Origin of the sequence: Mesorhizobium carmichaelinearum, from assembly GCF_900199455.1 — a bacterium.
GTDB classification, from domain to species: domain Bacteria; phylum Pseudomonadota; class Alphaproteobacteria; order Rhizobiales; family Rhizobiaceae; genus Mesorhizobium; species Mesorhizobium carmichaelinearum.
The window spans coordinates 374,732-393,463 of record NZ_FZQR01000002.1; the positions used below are offsets into that span (position 1 = coordinate 374,732).

At 64.7% G+C, this 18,732-nt stretch carries 18 protein-coding genes and 1 riboswitch; of the genes, 9 read left to right on the forward strand and 9 right to left on the reverse strand.

Annotation, left to right across the window (positions count from 1 at the left end; translation table 11 throughout):
* The first annotated feature begins 2 nt into the window (after nucleotides 1–2).
* The gene (locus tag CKW40_RS05080; protein WP_095198826.1) at nucleotides 3–1,037 is read left to right on the forward strand and encodes a Gfo/Idh/MocA family protein; all 1,035 of its coding nucleotides are present in this window, start codon (nucleotides 3–5) and stop codon (nucleotides 1,035–1,037) included.
* A complete protein-coding gene (apnL, locus tag CKW40_RS05085; RefSeq protein WP_095198827.1) occupies nucleotides 1,034–2,872 on the forward strand; it encodes a D-apionate lactonase in 1,839 nt (612 codons plus the stop codon). Before CKW40_RS05080 ends, apnL begins: the two co-directional genes overlap by 4 nt.
* A gap of 4 nt (nucleotides 2,873–2,876) precedes the next feature.
* Here apnL and CKW40_RS05090 read toward each other — a convergent pair whose 3' ends face one another.
* A complete protein-coding gene (locus tag CKW40_RS05090) occupies nucleotides 2,877–3,590 on the reverse strand; it encodes a transcriptional regulator NanR (RefSeq protein ID WP_095198828.1) in 714 nt (237 codons plus the stop codon).
* A 177-nt stretch (nucleotides 3,591–3,767) separates the two neighbouring features.
* On the opposite strand from CKW40_RS05090, the gene oiaX reads away from it, so the two are divergent.
* Nucleotides 3,768–5,018 (forward strand): 3-oxo-isoapionate-4-phosphate decarboxylase OiaX, encoded by a 1,251-nt coding sequence (gene oiaX, locus CKW40_RS05095; RefSeq protein WP_095198829.1) that lies wholly within the window; start codon nucleotides 3,768–3,770, stop codon nucleotides 5,016–5,018.
* Nucleotides 5,019–5,026: 8 nt separating this feature from the next.
* A complete protein-coding gene (locus tag CKW40_RS05100) occupies nucleotides 5,027–6,349 on the forward strand; it encodes a four-carbon acid sugar kinase family protein (RefSeq protein WP_095199147.1) in 1,323 nt (440 codons plus the stop codon).
* Here CKW40_RS05100 and CKW40_RS05105 read toward each other — a convergent pair.
* Complete coding sequence (locus CKW40_RS05105; RefSeq protein WP_095198830.1) at nucleotides 6,346–6,885, reverse strand: Lrp/AsnC family transcriptional regulator; 540 nt, start codon at nucleotides 6,883–6,885, stop codon at nucleotides 6,346–6,348. The genes CKW40_RS05100 and CKW40_RS05105 overlap by 4 nt on opposite strands.
* A gap of 48 nt (nucleotides 6,886–6,933) precedes the next feature.
* Here CKW40_RS05105 and CKW40_RS05110 point away from each other — a divergent pair, with 48 nt between their 5' ends.
* From CKW40_RS05110 to dhaL, 4 genes are all read left to right on the forward strand, one after another.
* The gene (locus CKW40_RS05110) at nucleotides 6,934–8,109 is read left to right on the forward strand and encodes an MFS transporter (RefSeq protein ID WP_095198831.1); all 1,176 of its coding nucleotides are present in this window, start codon (nucleotides 6,934–6,936) and stop codon (nucleotides 8,107–8,109) included.
* A gap of 100 nt (nucleotides 8,110–8,209) precedes the next feature.
* Nucleotides 8,210–8,357, forward strand: a riboswitch (FMN riboswitch).
* Nucleotides 8,358–8,435: 78 nt separating this feature from the next.
* Nucleotides 8,436–8,909: a 6,7-dimethyl-8-ribityllumazine synthase gene (locus CKW40_RS05115; RefSeq protein ID WP_095198832.1), complete on the forward strand. Its 474-nt coding sequence runs from the start codon at nucleotides 8,436–8,438 to the stop codon at nucleotides 8,907–8,909.
* Nucleotides 8,910–8,971: 62 nt separating this feature from the next.
* Complete coding sequence (locus tag CKW40_RS05120; protein WP_179297835.1) at nucleotides 8,972–9,985, forward strand: dihydroxyacetone kinase subunit DhaK; 1,014 nt, start codon at nucleotides 8,972–8,974, stop codon at nucleotides 9,983–9,985.
* Nucleotides 9,986–10,000: 15 nt separating this feature from the next.
* The gene (dhaL, locus tag CKW40_RS05125) at nucleotides 10,001–10,636 is read left to right on the forward strand and encodes a dihydroxyacetone kinase subunit DhaL (protein ID WP_095198833.1); all 636 of its coding nucleotides are present in this window, start codon (nucleotides 10,001–10,003) and stop codon (nucleotides 10,634–10,636) included.
* Here the strand turns inward: dhaL and derI are convergent.
* Genes derI through CKW40_RS05140 form a run of 3 tightly spaced genes read right to left on the reverse strand, consistent with a single transcriptional unit; the run spans nucleotide 10,633 to nucleotide 12,676 of the window.
* Nucleotides 10,633–11,073, reverse strand: a complete 441-nt coding sequence (derI, locus tag CKW40_RS05130; protein WP_095198834.1) for a D-erythrulose-4-phosphate isomerase — start codon at nucleotides 11,071–11,073, stop codon at nucleotides 10,633–10,635. The two genes, dhaL and derI, sit on opposite strands and share 4 nt — an antisense overlap.
* Nucleotides 11,074–11,100: 27 nt before the next feature.
* On the reverse strand, nucleotides 11,101–11,859 hold the full coding sequence (locus tag CKW40_RS05135) for a triose-phosphate isomerase (protein WP_095198835.1): 759 nt from the start codon (nucleotides 11,857–11,859) through the stop codon (nucleotides 11,101–11,103).
* Between the two features lie 46 nt (nucleotides 11,860–11,905).
* The gene (locus CKW40_RS05140) at nucleotides 11,906–12,676 is read right to left on the reverse strand and encodes a DeoR/GlpR family DNA-binding transcription regulator (RefSeq protein ID WP_095198836.1); all 771 of its coding nucleotides are present in this window, start codon (nucleotides 12,674–12,676) and stop codon (nucleotides 11,906–11,908) included.
* A gap of 271 nt (nucleotides 12,677–12,947) precedes the next feature.
* Here CKW40_RS05140 and fba point away from each other — a divergent pair, with 271 nt between their 5' ends.
* The gene (gene fba / locus CKW40_RS05145) at nucleotides 12,948–14,012 is read left to right on the forward strand and encodes a class II fructose-bisphosphate aldolase (protein ID WP_095198837.1); all 1,065 of its coding nucleotides are present in this window, start codon (nucleotides 12,948–12,950) and stop codon (nucleotides 14,010–14,012) included.
* Between the two features lie 65 nt (nucleotides 14,013–14,077).
* Here the strand turns inward: fba and CKW40_RS05150 are convergent, their stop codons facing one another.
* The 4 genes from CKW40_RS05150 to CKW40_RS05165 are packed head-to-tail and all read right to left on the reverse strand — an operon-like array spanning nucleotide 14,078 to nucleotide 18,730.
* Nucleotides 14,078–15,019 carry a sugar phosphate isomerase/epimerase family protein gene (locus CKW40_RS05150; RefSeq protein WP_095198838.1) on the reverse strand — a complete coding sequence of 314 codons (942 nt, stop codon included), beginning with the start codon at nucleotides 15,017–15,019 and terminating at the stop codon, nucleotides 14,078–14,080.
* A 49-nt stretch (nucleotides 15,020–15,068) separates the two neighbouring features.
* Nucleotides 15,069–16,127: a class II aldolase/adducin family protein gene (locus CKW40_RS05155; protein WP_179297854.1), complete on the reverse strand. Its 1,059-nt coding sequence runs from the start codon at nucleotides 16,125–16,127 to the stop codon at nucleotides 15,069–15,071.
* The gene (locus tag CKW40_RS05160; RefSeq protein ID WP_095198840.1) at nucleotides 16,127–17,644 is read right to left on the reverse strand and encodes a glycerol-3-phosphate dehydrogenase; all 1,518 of its coding nucleotides are present in this window, start codon (nucleotides 17,642–17,644) and stop codon (nucleotides 16,127–16,129) included. The genes CKW40_RS05155 and CKW40_RS05160 overlap by 1 nt, the downstream gene beginning before the upstream one ends.
* Before the next feature lie 45 nt (nucleotides 17,645–17,689).
* Nucleotides 17,690–18,730 carry a 2-hydroxyacid dehydrogenase gene (locus CKW40_RS05165; RefSeq protein ID WP_095198841.1) on the reverse strand — a complete coding sequence of 347 codons (1,041 nt, stop codon included), beginning with the start codon at nucleotides 18,728–18,730 and terminating at the stop codon, nucleotides 17,690–17,692.
* Nucleotides 18,731–18,732 lie beyond the last annotated feature (2 nt).

Sequence of the window (18,732 nt, forward strand, 5' to 3'; positions counted from 1 at the left end):
GCATGGTGAATTTGAGCGGAGCGCTGATCGGCTGCGGCTTCTTCGCCGTCAACCAGATGCATGCCTGGCGCGACATCGACGGCGCCTCGATCATCGCCATTTGCGACCGCGATCCGGAGCGGCTCAGGATTGTTGGCGACCAGTTCGGCGTCGAGCGGCGCTATACCGATGCCGCGGCGCTGTTCGCCGCCGAGACGCTCGACTTCGTCGACATCGCCACCACCGTCGCCAGCCATCGGCCGCTGGTCGAGATGGCGGCCGCCCACCGCGTTCCGGTGATCTGCCAGAAACCCTTCGCGCCGACGCTCACCGACGCCAAGGCGATGGTCGCGGCCTGCGCCAAGGCCGGCGTGCCGCTGATGGTGCATGAGAATTTCCGCTGGCAGTCGCCGATCCAGGCGGTGCGCGCCGTGCTCGACAGCGGCGCGATCGGCACGCCCTTCTTCGGGCGAATCTCCTTCCGCTCTGCCTATGACGTGTTTTCCGGCCAGCCCTATCTGGCGACGGGCAAGCGTTTCATCATCGAGGATCTCGGCATCCATATCCTCGACATTGCGCGTTTTCTCCTCGGCGACGTGTCGAGCCTCACCGCCCGCACCGCGCGCATCAATCCGGCCATCGCCGGCGAGGATGTCGCCACCATGCTGATGGATCACAAAAGCGGCGCCACTTCGGTGGTCGATTGCAGCTATGCAACCAGGCTTGCCGTCGAGCCATTTCCCGAAACGCTGATCGAGATCGACGGCAGCGACGGGACCGTGCGGCTGGCGCAAGGATACCAGCTCACCGTCACCGGCAAGAGCGGCACAATTGTCAGGGATATCTCGCCGCCGCTGCTGCCCTGGGCCTCGCGGCCATGGCACAACATCCAGGAGAGCGTGCTGGCGATCCAGCGGCACTGGGTCGACTGCCTTGCATCAGGCAAGGAGCCAGCTACCTCGGGCGCCGACAACCTCAAGACATTCGCGCTGGTCGAGGCGGCCTATTCCGGCGCCGCCAGCCGGCAGCCGGTGCAGATCGACGACCTGCTGAAATGACCGTCGATCGCTTCCTCCACTGCGGCACACGTGCAGTGGAAGCCGAACCGGTCCGGCTCAGCGCCGGGCCACTCAGCGCCGATTTCGTCAACGGCAATCTGCGCACCATCCGCCACGGCGGCACGGAGGTGCTGCGCGCCATCGCCTATATCGTGCGCGACCGCGACTGGGGCACCTACGAGCCCGCGCTGACGGACCTTGTCATCGACCAGGGCGCCGATGCTTTCTCGGTCGGCTACACGGCGAGTTGCACCGGACCGGGCGGAAGCCGGCTCGCCTTCCGCGCTATCATCAAAGGCTGCTCTGACGGCCGACTGGTGTTTGATGTCAACGCGCTGGCCGAAAGCGATTTCGAGACCAACCGCTGCGGCTTCTGCATCCTGCATCCGATCTCCGGTCTCGCCGGCAGCCCGGTGACGGTGGAGCACACGGACGGCAGCGTGGTGGCGACGAAACTGCCTGACCTGATCGACCCTTGGCAGCCTTTCAAGGATTTGCGCGCCATCACGCATGAGGTGCGTCTCGGCATCAGCGCCGAATGCCGCATGGACGGCGACATTTTCGAGATGGAGGACCAGCGTAACTGGTCCGATGCCTCCTACAAGACCTATGTGCGGCCGCTGGCGCTGCCATGGCCCTATGTGTTGCCGGCCGGCGAAACCAATCGCCAGACGATCAGCCTGCGCATTGCCGGCAACGGCAAGCCGCCGGCAGTCGCCGAGGCGTCCGGTGCGGTCCGCGTGACGCTTGGCGAGCCCGGTCCGGCGCTGCCGGACGTCGGCGTGATCGTCTATCCCGGCGATGTCGAGACGGTGCTGGCGAACCTTTCGGCGCTCGGCATGCTTGGTCCACAGCAACTGCTGTTCCACTACGATCCGACGCGCGGTCACGGGCTCGACGCCTTGCGCGCTTTCGCCCGGCTCGCCGGCGTCTATCCTGCCCGCACAACGCTCGAATGCGTGGTCGCCTGCAGTGGCGATCTCGATGCCGAGCTCTCCGATATCGCCGGCCTGGTGCGCCGCGCGGGCCTGCGGCTCGATGCCATAGCGGTGTCGCCGTCCGTCGACCGCCAGTCGACACCGCCGGGCAGTGCCTGGCCGCCCTGCCCGCCGCTGGAAGATGTCTATGCCGCGGCACGACGCGCCTTTCCCGACATCCGTCTCGGCGGCGGCATGTTCAGCTACTTCACCGAACTCAACCGCAAGCGCGTTCCGGCCGGGCTGCTCGATTTCGTCACCCATTGCACCTGCCCGATCGTGCACGCAGCCGACGATCTCAGCGTCATGCAGTCGCTGGAGGCGTTGCCGTTCATCACCCGGTCGGCGCGGGCGATCTTCGGTGACAAGCCCTACCGGATCGGACCTTCGACCATTGCCATGCGGCAGAACCCCTATGGCGGCGCGACCAAGGACAATCCGCAGGGACAGCGCATCGCCATGGCGAACCGCGATCCGCGCCACAACGGCCTGTTCGCCGCCGCCTGGACCATCGGCTATGCCGTAGGTGTTGCGTCGGCCGGGCTGGAGATGCTGACGCTGTCCGGCTTCACCGGGCCGTTCGGCGTGCTGGCGGCATCCGGGGAACCGACCGTCGAAGGATCTCCGCGGCCGATCTTCCAAGCCATCAAGGGGCTTTGCGAATTGGCTGGTCTCGCGCATATCTCCGCCAAGACGAGCGACAAAACGCGGATAGCGGCGCTGGCCGGCCGCTCCACCTCGGGCGAGACCATCGTGTGGCTGGCGAACCTGACGGCAAACGATGTCCCGGTCGACGCTTCGGCGCTTGGCCAGGGTCATCTCGTCATGTCGCCCTACGCCATTATCCGGATCGGTTAAGAGCCTACTTCTCGGAGTTCATCACATAGAGCGCGCGCGAGCGTTCGAGGTGCTTGATCATCGACTTCTCGGCACCGTCGGCATCCCTGTGCTCGATGCGGTCGACGATCTCCTCGTGCTCGGTCAGCGTGTACTTTTCCTTGCCGGTCCAGATCAGCATCTCGGTGTGATATTCCTTCAGCCAGCCGAGCATCGCCTCGCTGACGGCGACATAGATCGGGTTGCCCGATATCGCCGCGATCTGGGTGTGAAATTTCATGTCGGCGGAAATGAAGGCGTCGGAATCGCCGCGCGCGGCACGCTGCTCGGCGACGGTTGCCTTGAGCCGCTGCACGTCCTCGACGGCGGCCTTCTCGGCGGCTTCCCTGACCATGCCACGCTCGAAGAAGATGCGCGCGGTCTTGAGGTGCTCGAGCGTGTCCCTCGACGACGACAGGATGATCTTGGCCGCGCCGTCGACCTGTTTGATAATCGACTTGGCGGTGAGCTGCAGCACCTTGGCCCGCTCGCCATGCGAAATCGCGACAAGGCCCATATTGCTCAGCGCCTGCATCGCCTCGCGGATCGCCGGCCGGCCAACCTCGAAGCGCTCCATCAATTCGCGCTCCGACGGCATGTCGTCGCCCGGCTGCAGCTCGCCGCTGGTGATCAGCCGCTTCAGCCTTGCAAAGACTTCGTCGGAAAGTTTGCGCCGGACGATCGGCTCCGAACGGTTCATCGTGACGAATCACTCCCTGGCCCGGTTCCTGTTTAGCATTCCCGGCGCGATTCCCGGAATGCCTGCGCCTTGACCGCCCCCGTTGCGCGAACCGGGATATTTGCTTGCAATACTTATGTACTCATTATACCAGATTTGGAGCACAACAAAACTTTTTTCGGACGCTTTCGACCGGCCATGATCACAGTCACCTATCGCATCGAAACGCCTGACAGCATCGAAGCGCTGGCGGCCAAGATCGCCAGCGACCAGTCGACCGGCACCTTTGTCGCCCTGCCCGGCGAGACCGAAGAGCTGAAGGCACGCGTGGCGGCGCGGGTGCTGGCGATCCGGCATCTGCCCGATGCGCAGCTTCCGTCCATTCCCGAGGCTGGCACCGGACCTTTCAAACGCGCCGATGTCGACATCGCCTTTCCGTTCGACGCGATCGGCACCGACCTGTCGGCGCTGATGACCATCGCCATCGGCGGCACCTATTCGATCAAGGGTCTGTCTGGCATCCGCGTCGTCGACATGAAGCTGCCGCAAGAATTCAGGGGCGCGCATCCAGGCCCGCAATTTGGTGTCGCCGGCAGCCGCCGGCTGACCGGCGTTGAGGGCCGCCCGATCATCGGCACCATCGTCAAGCCGGCGCTGGGCTTGCGGCCACCCGAGACGGCCGCGATGGTGGGCGAGTTGATCGAGGCCGGCGTCGATTTCATCAAGGACGATGAGAAGCTGATGAGCCCGGCCTACTCGCCACTGGCGGACCGGGTGAAGGCGATCATGCCGCCGATCCTCGACCACGAGCAGAAGACCGGCAAGAAGGTGATGTATGCCTTCGGCATCTCGCATGCCGATCCCGACGAGATGATGCGCAACCACGATCTGGTGCTTGCGGCCGGCGGCAATTGCGCGGTCATCAACATCAACTCCATCGGCTTCGGCGGCATGGCATACCTCAGAAAGCGCTCCGGCCTGGTGCTGCACGCCCACCGCAATGGCTGGGACATCCTCACCCGCCACCCCGGACTCGGCATGGATTTCAAGGTCTGGCAGCAGTTCTGGCGGCTGCTTGGCGTCGACCAGTTCCAGATCAACGGCATCGCCTCGAAATACTGGGAGCCGGACGAGTCTTTCGTCCGCTCCTTCGAGGCGGTGACGACGCCGCTGTTTTCGCCCGACGATTGCGCGCTGCCTGTCGCCGGTTCCGGCCAGTGGGGCGGACAGGCGCCCGAGACCTATGAGCGCACCGGGCGGACGGTCGATCTCCTCTATCTCTGCGGCGGCGGCATCGTCAGCCATCCGGATGGCCCGGGTGCCGGCGTGCGCGCCGTGCAGCAGGCCTGGCAGGCCGCCGTCGCGGGCATTGCGCTGGCGGACTATGCCAGCAGCCATGCCGAGCTGGCGCGCTCGATCGAAAAGTTCGGCGACGGCAAGGCGGCATGAGCGCAGCCATGCAGAACCTGCTGCTCAGCTATTATGGCGATGACCTCACCGGTTCGACCGACGTCATGGAGGCGCTCGAGCTTGGCGGCGTGCCGACCGTGCTGTTCATGCGCCAACCCGAGCAGCCCTTGCTGGCGCGGTTTTCGCAATGCCGCGCCGTGGGACTGGCCGGCACCAGCCGCAGCGAAACGCCGCAGTGGATGGACGACAATCTGGCGCCGGCCTTCGAATGGCTGAGCGGGCTGCAAGCGACGGTTTGCCACTACAAGATCTGCTCGACCTTCGATTCCAGCCCGGCGATCGGCAGCATCGGCCGCGCCATCGAGATCGGCCGGCGCGTCTTCGACCAGAAGAGCGTGCCAGTGGTTGTCGGGGCGCCTCAACTCAAGCGCTACACAGCGTTCGGCAACCTCTTCGCGGCGTTTCGCGGCACCTATTTCCGCATCGACCGCCACCCCGTCATGAGCCGGCATCCGGTGACGCCGATGAACGAGGCCGATCTGCTCGTCCACCTCTCGCGTCAGACCGATCTCGGTTCCGGCCTAGTCGATCTGGCGGCGCTGCAGGCGGATGATCTTCCGCAAACGGTCGATCATGCCCTGCAGGGCAAGGAAATCGTCCTGTTCGACGTCGAAAGCCGCCAGACGCAGACACGCGTGGGTGAGCAGATATGGCGGATTTGCAAACAAGGCCATGGTTTCGTCGTCGGGTCCTCGGGCGTCGAATATGCGCTGCTTGCCGAATGGGCCGGCAAAGGCATCGCAGCGGGGCACGCATCCTTCGCGCCGCCCGGTCCGGTGGACCGGCTCGCCGTGGTCTCGGGCAGTGTGTCGCCGACCACCGAGAAGCAGATCCGCTTCGCGCTCGCCCATGGCTTCGACGGCATCCAGATGGATGCCATGCAGTTGGTCTCGGGCGGCGCCGGCAAGGCGATCGAGGGCGCTATTGAAAGTGGCCTGGCGAGCCTCGCGGCAGGGCGCAGCGTCATCCTCTACACCGCCCTTGGTCCGCAGGCCGACCGCAGTGCCGAGATCGACCATATCGACGGCGCGCGGAACAAGCTCGGCCGGGCACTGGGGGACATTCTGCGCCGGCTGGTCGTCGAGCAGAAACTCAAGCGCGCGGTGATCGCCGGTGGCGACACTTCCAGCCACGCGCTGGGGCAATTGTCGATCGATGCGCTGACCGTGCGCATGCCGCTGCCACAATCACCGGGTTCACCGCTTTGCCTTGCCCATGGCGGCGGCGAGATCGACGGTCTCGAAATCGCGCTGAAGGGCGGCCAGGTCGGCACCGACGCCTATTTCGAGACGATCCGGCTGGGCAGTTAATACAGCGGCTTGCTCATGTGGTTGGGCGTCGGCCACGTCTCGGTGACGCCGGGTTGCACCGGGCGCTCGAGATAGGTCGACAGCACCACGTAGCTGCGCGTTGAGGTGACGCCGGGCGTTTCGTACAGGCGAGCAAGCAGGCCTTCCAGCGCTCTCGTATCTTCGGTGCGGACCTTCAGCAACATGCAGGTGTCGCCGGCGACGGTGTGGATCTCCTCGACTTCCGGATATTGCGAAACCGCCATCAGCTCCGGGGTCTTGCCCCAGCCCCTGGTGTCGATATGCACGAAAGCGAGCAGCGGCTTCTTAACCGCCTTGGGGTCGATGATGGCCATGGTGCCGCGAATGGCGCCGCTGCGCCGAAGGCGCTTGACCCGTTCATGCGCGGCAGGCGGCGAAAGGCCGACCCGATCGCCGAGTTCGGCATAGCTGACCGTGGCGTCGTCGACGAGGACGCCTAATATTTTTCGGTCAATCGCATCGATATCGCGGGGCGCTGGCGTGTTCCGCAGAATGCCATCTGTTTCTTCATCCATATCGACAATCCTGATTGCCACGGAATTTAATACGGCCATTATGGTCATATGTCGAACAGCAATCAAGCCACAGCCCTGACAGCCGATGCCAGGCCGCCGATCCCGGCCCTCGCCTATCTGCTGACCGGCTGCATCGCCGTGATCGGCTCGAATTCGCTGGTCCTGGGCCCGATAGCCCCGGCCGTCGCTTTGTCGTTCGGAACAAGCGTGCCAGTGGTGATGATCGCAGCGGCCGCCTTCGGCCTCGGCACCTCGGCAAGCGCCCTGTTCCTGGCCCGCTACATCGATCGGCTCGGCGCACGTCGAATGCTGCAAGGGGCATTGCTGTTGCTGGCGCTTGCGCTGGTCGCCAGTGCCGTGGCGCCGACGGTGATCATGCTGGTCGCGGCGCAGCTCGTCGCCGGCATCGCTGCCGGCGTCGCCATGCCGGCGATCTATGCCAGTTCGGCGGCGATCGCGCCGCCCGGCCGCGAAAGCGGCACCATCGGCGTCGTGCTGACCGGATGGACGCTCAGCATGGTGGCCGGCGTTTCGCTGTCGGCCGTGCTTGCCGATCTTGTGCATTGGCGCGCCGTCTTCGCCGCCGTCGCGGTGCTGGCACTGCTTGCGCTGGCCAGCCTCACGATGACGTCACTGAGCGACATCAGGAAGAGCGGCCCGGCACCGACGCCGCTGGCAGCGCTCGGTATTCCCGGCATTGTGCCGCTTCTCGTCGCCTGCGCGGCCTTCATGACCGCCTTCTACGGTGTCTATGGCTATCTCGGCGACCACCTGCACAGCGGACTGGGCAAGCCGGTGAGCGCCAATGGCTGGGCCGCACTCGCCTATGGCATCGGTTTCGGCACTGCTGCTCTGCTCGACGGCGTGATCGACCGGCTTGGTGCGCGGCGCGTCATGCCGTTCGCCTATCTTCTCGTCGCCGCCGTCTATGTCGCCATTGCCGCGACGAGCAACAGTTTCGGCCTGACGCTGGCCATGGTGGTGGTGTGGGGACTGGCCAATCATTTCGGGCTGAATGTCCTGGTGATGCGCCTCTCGGCACTCGATCCCTCACGGCGCGGCACGATCATGGGCCTGAACAGCTCGGTCACCTATCTGGCGGTCTTTATCGGCACCACCGGCTTCGGGCCTATCTATTCCAGCTTCGGCTTTGCGGTCTGCGCGATGGTTGCGGCGTTGCTGATGCTGGTTGCCGCTTCGGCGGCGGCGTGGCGCACGCGATAAACCGACTGCTTCCGGGAATTGCTCCAGTCGACAGAACGTGATTGGCCACCGGCCTGGCGCGGTTGACAGCAGCACCCCTGCCCTTCCATACAAAGCCCGTTAATGTTCTCAGGGCGGGGTGAAAGTCCCCACCGGCGGTAAGGATCTCGATCCAAGCCCGCGAGCGCTTTCCGGCAAAATCGGAAAGGTCAGCAGATCTGGTGTGATTCCGGAGCCGACGGTTAGAGTCCGGATGAAAGAGAACGAAACGGAAAACGGACCGCTCCGGCGGGCCGGATTTTCGTATCGTGCGTCCTGATTCTGGTTCGAAACGGAAGGATGGACCCATGAATCAGCATTCCCACAAAGACTATGAAACTGTTCGCATCGCCGTCATCAGAGCGCGCTGGCATGCGGACATCGTCGACCAATGCGTAAGCGCTTTCGAGGCGGAACTGGCCGGCACCGGCGGCGACCGCTTCGCCGTCGATGTCTTCGACGTGCCCGGCGCCTACGAAATCCCGCTGCACGCCAAGACCTTGGCTGAGACCGGCCGCTATGCCGCGATCCTCGGCACGGCGTTCGTCGTCAATGGCGGCATCTACCGGCACGAATTCGTCGCCAGCGCCGTCATCGACGGCATGATGAACGTGCAGCTGTCGACCGGCGTTCCGGTGCTTTCGGCGGTGCTGACGCCGCATAACTACCACGATAGCGCCGAGCATCACCGCTTCTTCTTCGAGCACTTCACGGTCAAGGGCAAGGAAGCGGCCAAGGCGTGCGTGGAAATTCTCGCCGCACGGGAAAAGATCGCGGCATGAAATCTTCCCGGCCGGGTGGAAATCGCGATAACACCCGGTAGTATTTGCAGAAAGTCGGGAGGATGCCGGTGCAGACCAAGAAGATCATCAATGACGGCAACCGCGCCGTCGACGAGATGCTCGAAGGGATCCTCGCCGCGCATCCTCGCCACCTCAGGAGCGCGGACGGCAGCCCGCGCTCGATCATCGCCCGCGACGGGCCGCGACCTGGCAAGGTCGGCCTCGTCATCGGCGGCGGTTCCGGCCATGAGCCGACCTTTCTCGGCTTTGTCGGCAAGGGGCTGGCGGACGCGGCAGCGATCGGCAATGTCTTTGCCTCGCCGCCGCCCGATCCAATCCTGGAATGCGCCAAGGCCGTCAGCGGCGGCGCTGGTGTATTGTTCATGTACGGCAACTATGCCGGCGACGTGATGAATTTCGACATGGCGGCCGAGATGGCTGCGATGGACGATATCGAAGTGCGCACCGTGCTGACCACCGATGACGTCGCGTCGGCACCGCAAGATCAGCGGCAGAAGCGGCGCGGCGTCGCCGGCAATTTCTTCATCTTCAAGGCGGCCGGTGCGGCCTGCGACCTCATGCTCTCCTTGGACGAAGTCGAACGCATCGCGCGCAAGGCCAACGACCACACCTTCACCATGGGCGTGGCGCTGTCGCCCTGCTCGCTGCCGCAGACAAGGCGGCCGAATTTCGAGATCGGCGCGGACGAGATGGAGATCGGCATGGGCATCCATGGCGAACCCGGCATCGCCCGCGGCAAGCTCAGGACCGCCGACGAGATCACAGACGAGATGCTGGACAAGATCCTCGCCGAGATGGCGCCGGCGCGTGGCGACAAGGTCGCGGTGCTGGTCAACTCGCTCGGCTCGACGCCGCTGATGGAGCTCTACATCATGAACCGAAGGGTCAAGCAGCGGCTCGACGATATCGGTGTCTCCATCCACGCGACCTGGGTCGGCAATTACTGCACGTCGCTGGAAATGGCCGGCGCCTCGGTGACGCTTTTTCATCTCGACGAGGAGTTGCAGACCATGCTCGACCACCCCTGCGACTGCGCCATGTTCCGTGCCGGCTGATCAAAGAGCGTTCCCGTGACCATCGACGCCGCCGACCTGAAAAGAATGTTCGACGCCATCGCGGTGGCGATCGAAGCCGACAGGGACAGGCTCTGCCAGCTCGACGGCGTCATTGGCGACGCCGACCACGGCATCGCCATGGCGCTCGGCTTCGGCGCGGTGCGTGATGCGCTGGCCTCGCTCGACCTTGCGGCAATCGAGCCGACGGCGCTGCTCAACACGGCGGCGAAGTCCTTCCTCAATGCCGTCGGCGCTTCGTCAGGCCCGCTCTATGCGACGGCTTTCATGCGCGCCGCCGCCGCCGTCAAGGGCAAGGCGACACTGGCGGACGCGGACTTCATCGCCCTGTTCCAGGCCATGGCACAAGGCATCAAGGATCGCGGCAAGGCGGAGCCGGGTGAAAAGACGATGGTCGATGCCTGGCAGCCGGCGGCCGAAGCGGCCGCCGCGGCCAGCATAGCCGGCAAGACCCTGGCTGAGAGCCTCGATGCGGCCCTAGCCGCAGCCGAGTCTGGTGCGGAAGCAACCAAGGAGATGATCGCCGCCAAGGGCCGCTCCTCGCGCCTCGGCGAGCGATCGCTTGGGCACATGGACCCGGGCGCGGCGTCGGCCGTCACCGTCATCGACGCGATAAGTAAGAGCTTGAGCTAGCGCTTTGCCGCATCAAGCCTGTCGATCGCCTGGACATTGCCGGCCGACGGCCCCTTCTCGTCGAACTCGGAGGCCAGCCAGGTATCGACAATCGCCTTGGCCAGTTCCGGGCCGATGACGCGGGCGCCCATGGTGATGATCTGCGCGTTGTTGGATTTCGCCGCTCGCTCGGCCGAATAGGTGTCGTGGGTGAGTGCAGCACGAATGCCCGGCACCTTGTTGGCCGAGATCGAGACCCCGATGCCGGTGCCGCAGAACAGAATGCCGCGATCGTTCTCGCCGTCGATGATGGTCTGTGCAAGTTTTTGCGACAGATCGGCATAGTAGCCGGCCTGGCTGAGATCGCTGACCGTCAGGCCGGATTTGGTGGCGAGGTGTGCGGCGATGACATCGAGCAGCGGCTTGCCGGCGCTATCGGCTCCAATGGCTATTTTCATGTCTTTCCCTTTCCTGATCGGATGATTTCAGATCGCCGCCGAGGCGCGGCCGAGGATGTCGATGTAGCCGTCCGCCTGCCAGGCGGAGCGGCCGATGAAGAGGCCGTCTATGTTGGGCTGGCCGACGAGCTCGGCGGCATTACCGGGGTTGACGCTGCCGCCATAAAGCACCGGCGGCACCGCCGGCAGCAGGCCGCCAGCCACCGTCTTGATCAATGCCTGCTGCTTGTCGGCATAATCGGCGCTGGCCGGAATGCCCTTGTCGCCGATCGCCCAGACCGGCTCGTAGGCGAACAGGATTTTCGCGCGCTTCGCCTCGCCTTCGAGGAATTGCAGCGCGCCCTCGACCTGGGCGCCCAACACGGCATCGGCCCTGCCACTTTCGCGCTCGACCAGCGTCTCGCCGACGCAGATCAACGGTATCAAGCCGTGCTTCACGGCGGCCGCCGTCTTGAGGCCGACGGTGCGGTCGGTCTCGCCAAAGTGCTCGCGCCGTTCGCTGTGGCCGAGTTCGACCAGATCGAGTCCGCAGTCGGTCAGCATCAGCGGCGAGATCTCGCCGGTCCAGGCGCCGGCATCGGCCCAATGCATGTTCTGGGCGCCGACCTTGATGCGCGTCGACGACAGCGCCTGCTTGACCTCGCGCGCCGCCGTGAAGGACGGGATGACGAAGGGCTGGATGCGGTCGTCGAAACCGGGAATGAAGCCGGCGAGGCGCTGTGCGAAATCCAGCGCCTCGGCGAGCGTCTTGTTCATCTTCCAGCTTGTACCGACCCAGTAAACCACGCGTACTGCTCCTAACTCTGTTGATCACGATCTGCCGATTTCCGGTTCATGATCCTTTGTCGATCACCGTGAGCGAAACGCCGGCTGCATCCAGCGCCGCGCGCATCCCCGGTTCGGGCTCGCGGCCGGTGAAGACCGTGTCGAATGCGCTCAGATCCGTCAGAAAATGCAGTGCCGTGCGGCCGAACTTGCCGTGATCGACCAGCAGATATTTGCGGGTCGCCGCCGCCATCATCAGCCGCTTGGCCTGCACCACCTCCTGGTCCTGGTGGAAGGCGGAAGCGCCATGGATGGCCGAAGACGACAAGAAGGCGACGTCGGCGCGCAGCGATTTGAGCGAGGCCTCGGCGAGCAGGCCGAAGAAGCCATGGAACTTCTTGCTGTATTGGCCGCCGAGCGCGATCAGGTTGATGCCGCCGGCGCCGGACAGGTCCTGGATGACGGAGAGATTGTTGGAGATCACCGTCAGCGGCCGCAGATCGGCGAGATGGCGCGCAATGCCGCCCGCCGTCGAGCCGTCGTCGATGATCACCGTCTGGCCGGGTTCGATCATGGCCACGGCGGCTGCCGCCAGCCGCTGCTTTTCCTCGGTCGCCTGCTTCTGCCGGTAGCGGAAATCGCTTTCGAACAGGCTGCTCGGCTGGATCGAAGCACCGCCGCGCACCTTGCGCAGGAAACCGCTTTCCTCGAGCTCGTCGAGGTCGCGGTGCACGGTCATTTTCGAGACGCCAAAGCGCAAGGCGAGGTCATCGACGCCGGCCTGACCGGCGTCCATCAGAAACTCCATGATGCCTTGCCGCCTGATGTCGCTCTTCATCGCCGCTGACCGCTAGCCGAAGCGTGGCTCCTTGATGGGGTCGAAGATATAACAGCTATCGTCGCAAAAGTATCAAATATTTTGTGATAATGGGATAATTTCTTGGGATATTCAGCTTGCCCCGATCGCGGCGCTGTAACAAGAATTGCGGCCGGGACGGTCTGTCACGGTTGCGGTTGTGCCGAAATCCGGCCAGAAGCATCGGTGGGCTGGACGATGCGCGGACAGTCCGCAACCACCAGGTTTGAAACCAGATACGGGAGACTATTCGTTGGCTCGCATCACACTGAGACAATTGCTCGATCACGCCGCCGAACACGGCTATGGCGTGCCGGCCTTCAACATGAACAACATGGAACAGGGCCTCGCCATCATGGAGGCGGCGGAAGAGACCAAATCGCCTGTCATCCTGCAGGCAAGCCGCGGTGCGCGTGCCTATGCCAATGACGTGGTGCTGGCCAAGCTGATCGACGCGCTGGTCGAAATCCACCCCGACATCCCGGTCTGCATGCATCTTGACCACGGCAACAACGAAGCCACCTGCGTCACCGCGATCCAGTACGGCTTCACCTCGGTGATGATGGACGGCTCGCTCAAGGAAGACGGCAAGTCGCCGGCCGACTACGCCTACAATTCGGGCATCACCAAGCGCGTCGTCGACATGGCGCATTGGGGCGGCGTGTCGGTCGAAGGCGAGATCGGCGTGCTCGGTTCGCTGGAAAGCGGCGGTGGTGAGCAAGAAGACGGCCACGGCGTCGAAGGGGCGATCAGCCACGACCAGTTGCTCACCGATCCGGAACAGGCGGTGGAGTTCGTCAAGGACACGCATGTCGATGCGCTGGCAGTGGCCATGGGCACAAGCCATGGCGCCTACAAATTCTCGCGCAAGCCCGATGGCGCGGTGCTGGCGATGAACGTCATCGAAGAGATCCATCGCCGCCTGCCGAACATGCATCTGGTCATGCACGGCTCGTCTTCGGTGCCGGAGGACCTGCAGGAGATCATCAACAAATATGGCGGCCAGATGAAGCCGACCTGGGGCGTGCCGGTGGAAGAGATCCAGCGCGGCATCAAGCATGGCGTGCGCAAGATCAACATCGACACCGACAACCGCATGGCGCTGACCGGCGCGATCCGCAAGGTGCTGACCGAAAACCCGAGCGAGTTCGATCCGCGCAAATATCTGACGCCGGCCATGGCGGCGATGCGCAAGCTCTGCAAAGAGCGCTTCGAACAGTTCGGCACCGCCGGCAATGCACCGAAGATCAAGCCGCTGCCGGTCTCGGAAATGGCCAAGCGCTACAAGTCGGGCAGTCTCGATCCGAAATTCGGCTGAGTCTCCGACGACTTCAAATCTGCAGAGTTCAACGGGCAGGAGCCGCATCGGCCCCTGCCCGTTTTTCATTCGGCCTTTGGCAGAAGACCGGACCTGCCGGCGTCGATGAACGGCGCCCAGTAATCCACGGACTCGCGGATCATGGCGACGACCTGATGGTCGACCGGCTCGCGCTCGCGGAACGACAGTTCGAGGCAGATCTCGTTGTCGGTGCCGCCACCGCGCCGCACCGTCTCCAGCAGTTTTTCGGGCGTGATGCGGCCGTCCTTGTTGTAGGCTGATGTGAACGGCCAATGGCCGCCCTTGTTCATCGACGATTGCTTGATGTGGATGATCGGCGATTTCCTGGGAAAGGCCTCGGCCCAGGCATAGGGATCGATGTCGGCGGGATTGCTTGATGTGACGTCGCCATGATCGATGTCGACCATCATCTCCAGCGGAATGGCCATGCCGGCGGCGTCGATCTCGCCTTGCAGCATCCGGCAGTTGTCGATGGTATGGCCGAACTCGCGGCCGACCGACATCGGTTCCCAGAACAGGTAGGTCAGGCCGGCCGCCCTGGCGTGCTCGGCGACCTCGCGCCAGCAGTCCAGCGCGATGTCGAACAGCCGTGCGCGGCGCTCGGCGTCGTCAAAGTCGCGATGGGTGAAGATGGCGAATTGCGTGCCCATGCCGCTGGCGCCAAGCTCGGCCGAGATGTCGGCGAAGGTCTTGAACCAGTCGACATAGTAGCGGCGCACATCGGCGTCGGGATGGCCGAAATGATTGAGCCGGCCGTAAGGACCGGTCATGCCGGACGTGACACGCACGCCGGTGCGGGCGAGTGCGTTACGGAACAGGCGGATGAATTTGACGATCGTCGCCGCGGGCCAACCCGGATTGACGAATTCATGCGTGAGCTGCACGTCGCGGATGCCGATGTCATAGGCGATGGTGTCGACCAGATCGTCCGGATCGGCAAAGCGGTTGACCAGCGGATTGGTGTTGAGGGAGAGCGTGAAAGCCAAGGCCGCTATCCCTCCCACAGCCACGGCACGATGGTGGAGCGGAATGCCGTCATTGCAGCGTCGCCCCCTCGCGGTTGAGTTGCTGGCGGTATTTTTCGGCGTCCCAGTTCAGCAACTCGGCATTCTCCTTCGGGCTGAGATAGTTGACGCGCGCCGTGCCATCGATGCGCTGGGCGACGTCGGCCAGGCAGCGCGCCATCGCTTCGGCGCCGGCATTGGCATCCCTGCGCATCAGCACGCCCTTACCGGGAAAGAGAATGGAGGTCGGCGCCGTACCGATGCGGGTGACGATCGCTGCCGCATTCTCGCCGGGGCCGGCGATCACCGAGCCGACGCCGAGGAAGATGACATGATCCGGGTAGAGGCTGCCTGAGGCGGCGATGCGACAACTGGCGAGATCGGTGGCGACGGCATGCGCAGCGGCCGAGGCTGGCAGCCGGTAGTCGCTGCCGGCGGCGAGCCTCAGCAGCGCGTCGAGATCAGGTGGCGGGGTCGGTCGCGGCGGTCGCGCCAGCAGCCCGGTCACCCGTTGCAGCAGCAAGGCTGCTTCGCCGACCGTCTCGGCGGCGACCACCAGCCCGTGATTGCCAAGCACGAGCACGTTGGTCGCGGGCTTCAGCCGCTCGGCGATCGCCTGCGCCAGCGGCAGGCCGGGCCGGCGATACGGCACGAAGGCCCAATCGAGACCACGCAGGCGCTCCTCCAGCAGCGTTTCGGCATTGGCCTGCACGGCGATCGAGATCGTCTCGACGCAATGGACGTGGACGACGATCTTCTGCGGCAGCAGCGCGTGCACCGTCGTCTCGATGGAGGGCCGCAGCTGGCGCGGGTTGAGATCCGCCAGGGTGAACTGACCGGCCGTCTCCGCCGCCGGGCTGCGCTGCGCCACGGCATCGAGCAACGGCGCCAGCGCGACCGGCACCATGATTTCATCGTCGCGCGCGTTCTTCAGCCAGGTGCCCGAGGCTTTGATCCACAGCACGCCGGCCTGCTTGATGGAGGTGTTGCCGCCGGCGCCCTGGACCAGCAGCGGGTCGGCGCCGATGCTGGCCGACAAGGAGCGCAGCATGCAGAATTCGCTGGAGTGATTGTCGCCCGAATGCGCCATCAGCCCGCCCTCGCCAGCCGGTTCGCGCACCAATGCTCGAAGGCCGCCCTCTCCTCGGCGGACAGATGCAGGCCATGCTTGGTGCGCCGTTCGAGAATGTCGGCTGACGTCACAGCCCATTCCCGGTCGAAGAGATAGTTGGCCTCGCGCTCGAAGAAATCCTTGCCGAAGCAGCGGCCAAGTTCATCGAGCGAACGGGCCGCGCCAACCAAAGCCCGTGTCCTGGTGCCGTACAGCCGGCCGTAGTGCTTGAGCAGCGATGCCGGCATCCACGGATATTCGCGCCCGAGGTCGCCGAGAAACTGTTCGAAATCGGCATTGGCGATGTCGCCGCCCGGCAGATGCGCCCTCGCGGTCCACGGCTTGCCCATTTTGGGAAAGAACGGCGCGATCCTGTCCAGCGCATGCTCGGCCAATTTGCGGAAGGTGGTGATCTTGCCGCCGAAGACGGAGAGCAGCGGCGCCCGCGCGTCCGGCGCGTCGAGCTCGAAAATATAGTCGCGGGTCACCGCACTTGGGTTGTCGGCATTGTCGTCATAAAGCGGCCGGACGCCGGAGAACGAATAGACGACATCGCCGCGTGCAAGGCCGCGCTTGAAATAGCGGTTGACCACCTTGATCAGGTAATCGATCTCGCTCTCATCCGCCGCCACGTCCTCGGGCCGGCCCTCATAGGGGATGTCGGTGGTGCCGATCAGAGCGAGATCGTTCTGATAGGGGTTGATGAAGATCACGCGTTTGTCGCTGTTCTGGATGAGATAGGCCTGCCGCCCTTCCCAGAATTTCGGCACGACGATGTGGCTGCCCTTGACCAGGCGCACATTGCGCCTGGAGTTTTGGCCGGCAACGCGGTTGACAATGTCGTTGACCCAGGGGCCGGCGGCATTGATCAGCGCGCGCGCCCGAACCACCGTCCTGATGCCCGTCCTGCCATCCTGGATCTCGACAACCCACAGGCCGTTCTCGCGGCGGGCAGCGGTGCAGGCGGTGCGGGTGAAGACCCTGGCACCGCGCTCGGCGGCGTCGAGCGCATTGATGACGACGAGGCGGGCATCGTCGACCCAGCAGTCGGAGTATTCGAAGCCGCGCCGGAAGACATCCTTGATCGGCGCACCCTCGGGCGCCGTGCGCAAATTGAGCGTGCGGGTCGCCGGCAGCCGCTTGCGGCCGCCGAGATGGTCGTAGAGGAACAGGCCGAGCCGCACCAGCCAGGCCGGCCGGTCGTCGGGGCTGTGCGGCAGCACGAAGCGCATCGGCCAGATGATGTGCGGCGCCGATTCCAACAGCACCTCGCGCTCGATCAGCGCTTCGCGCACCAGGCGGAATTCGTAATATTCGAGGTAGCGCAGGCCGCCATGGACGAGCTTGCCAGAGCGGGAGCTGGTGCCTTCGGCGAGATCGTCCTTTTCGCACAGGATGACGGAAAGGCCGCGGCCGGCGGCATCGCGCGCAATGCCGGCGCCGTTGACGCCGCCGCCGACGACGAAGAGGTCGACTATTTCAGGGCCGCCGTTCATGTCGCCGTGGCCTCGCTGCCGATTTGATGCGTCATGGCCACTGCCTCAGCACGGATTGACCGGAGGCAGGCCGGCGAGGTAGCGGCGCACCTCTTCGGCGGCCTGTTCGGCGGCATAGGTGACGGTGCGCAGCGAAGCGCCGGCGATGTGCGGCGTCAGCGTCACATTGGCAAGCTGCAGCAGCGGCCAGTCCGATGGCACCGGTTCGACGGCGAAGGTCTCCAGCATGGCGCTGGCGATCTGGCCTGAAACCAGCGCCTCGTAGAGCGCGTCATAGTCGACCAGCGGCCCGCGCGCGGTGTTGACGAAGATCACGCCGGGCTTCATCCGCGCGATGGTGTCCTTGCCGATCAGGCCGCGCGTCTCCTCGGTCACCCGCGAATGCAGCGTGACCACGTCGGAGCGGGACAGCAGATCGTCCAGCGCGACCAGTTCGACGCCGGCATTTCGGTCTTCGGCGCTCAACTGCACATAGGGATCGCTGACCAGGACGTGGCAGCCGAAGGCCCGTAGCAGGCGCACCACCTTGGTGCCGATATTGCCATAGCCGACGACGCCGACGGTCATTTCGCTGAGTTCGCGGCCGGTGCGGTCGGCACGGTAGAGATCGCCGCGCCATTCGCCCTTGCGCAAGGCCTCGTGGCCGACCCGGATCAGCCGCGTCTCGGCGAGGATGGCGCCGATGGTGAACTCGGCGACGGCACTCGCGTTGCGGCCGGGCACGTTGACCACGGTGACGCCGTGCGCCCTGGCGGCAGCCATGTCGATGTTGATCGGACCGCCGCGCGAAACCGCGACCAGCTTGAGCGCCGGCAGGCGCTGCATCATGCCTTCCGACAGGGGGGCCAGCTGGGTCACCAGGATCTCGGCATCGCCGATGAAATCGACGACCTCGTCGGGATGGCCGAAATACTCCTTGACCTTGTCGAGGCCGAGCGCCGGATTGCCGAATTCCATCGGCTCGTCGGGCCAGGCCGTCTGCAATGTCCTGATGTCGAGGTCGCCGCTCGCAACCTTCTCGATTTCTGCGCGAAACACCTGCGGAAGCATGAAGTTGTCGCCAATGATCGCTATTCTTTTACGCATAC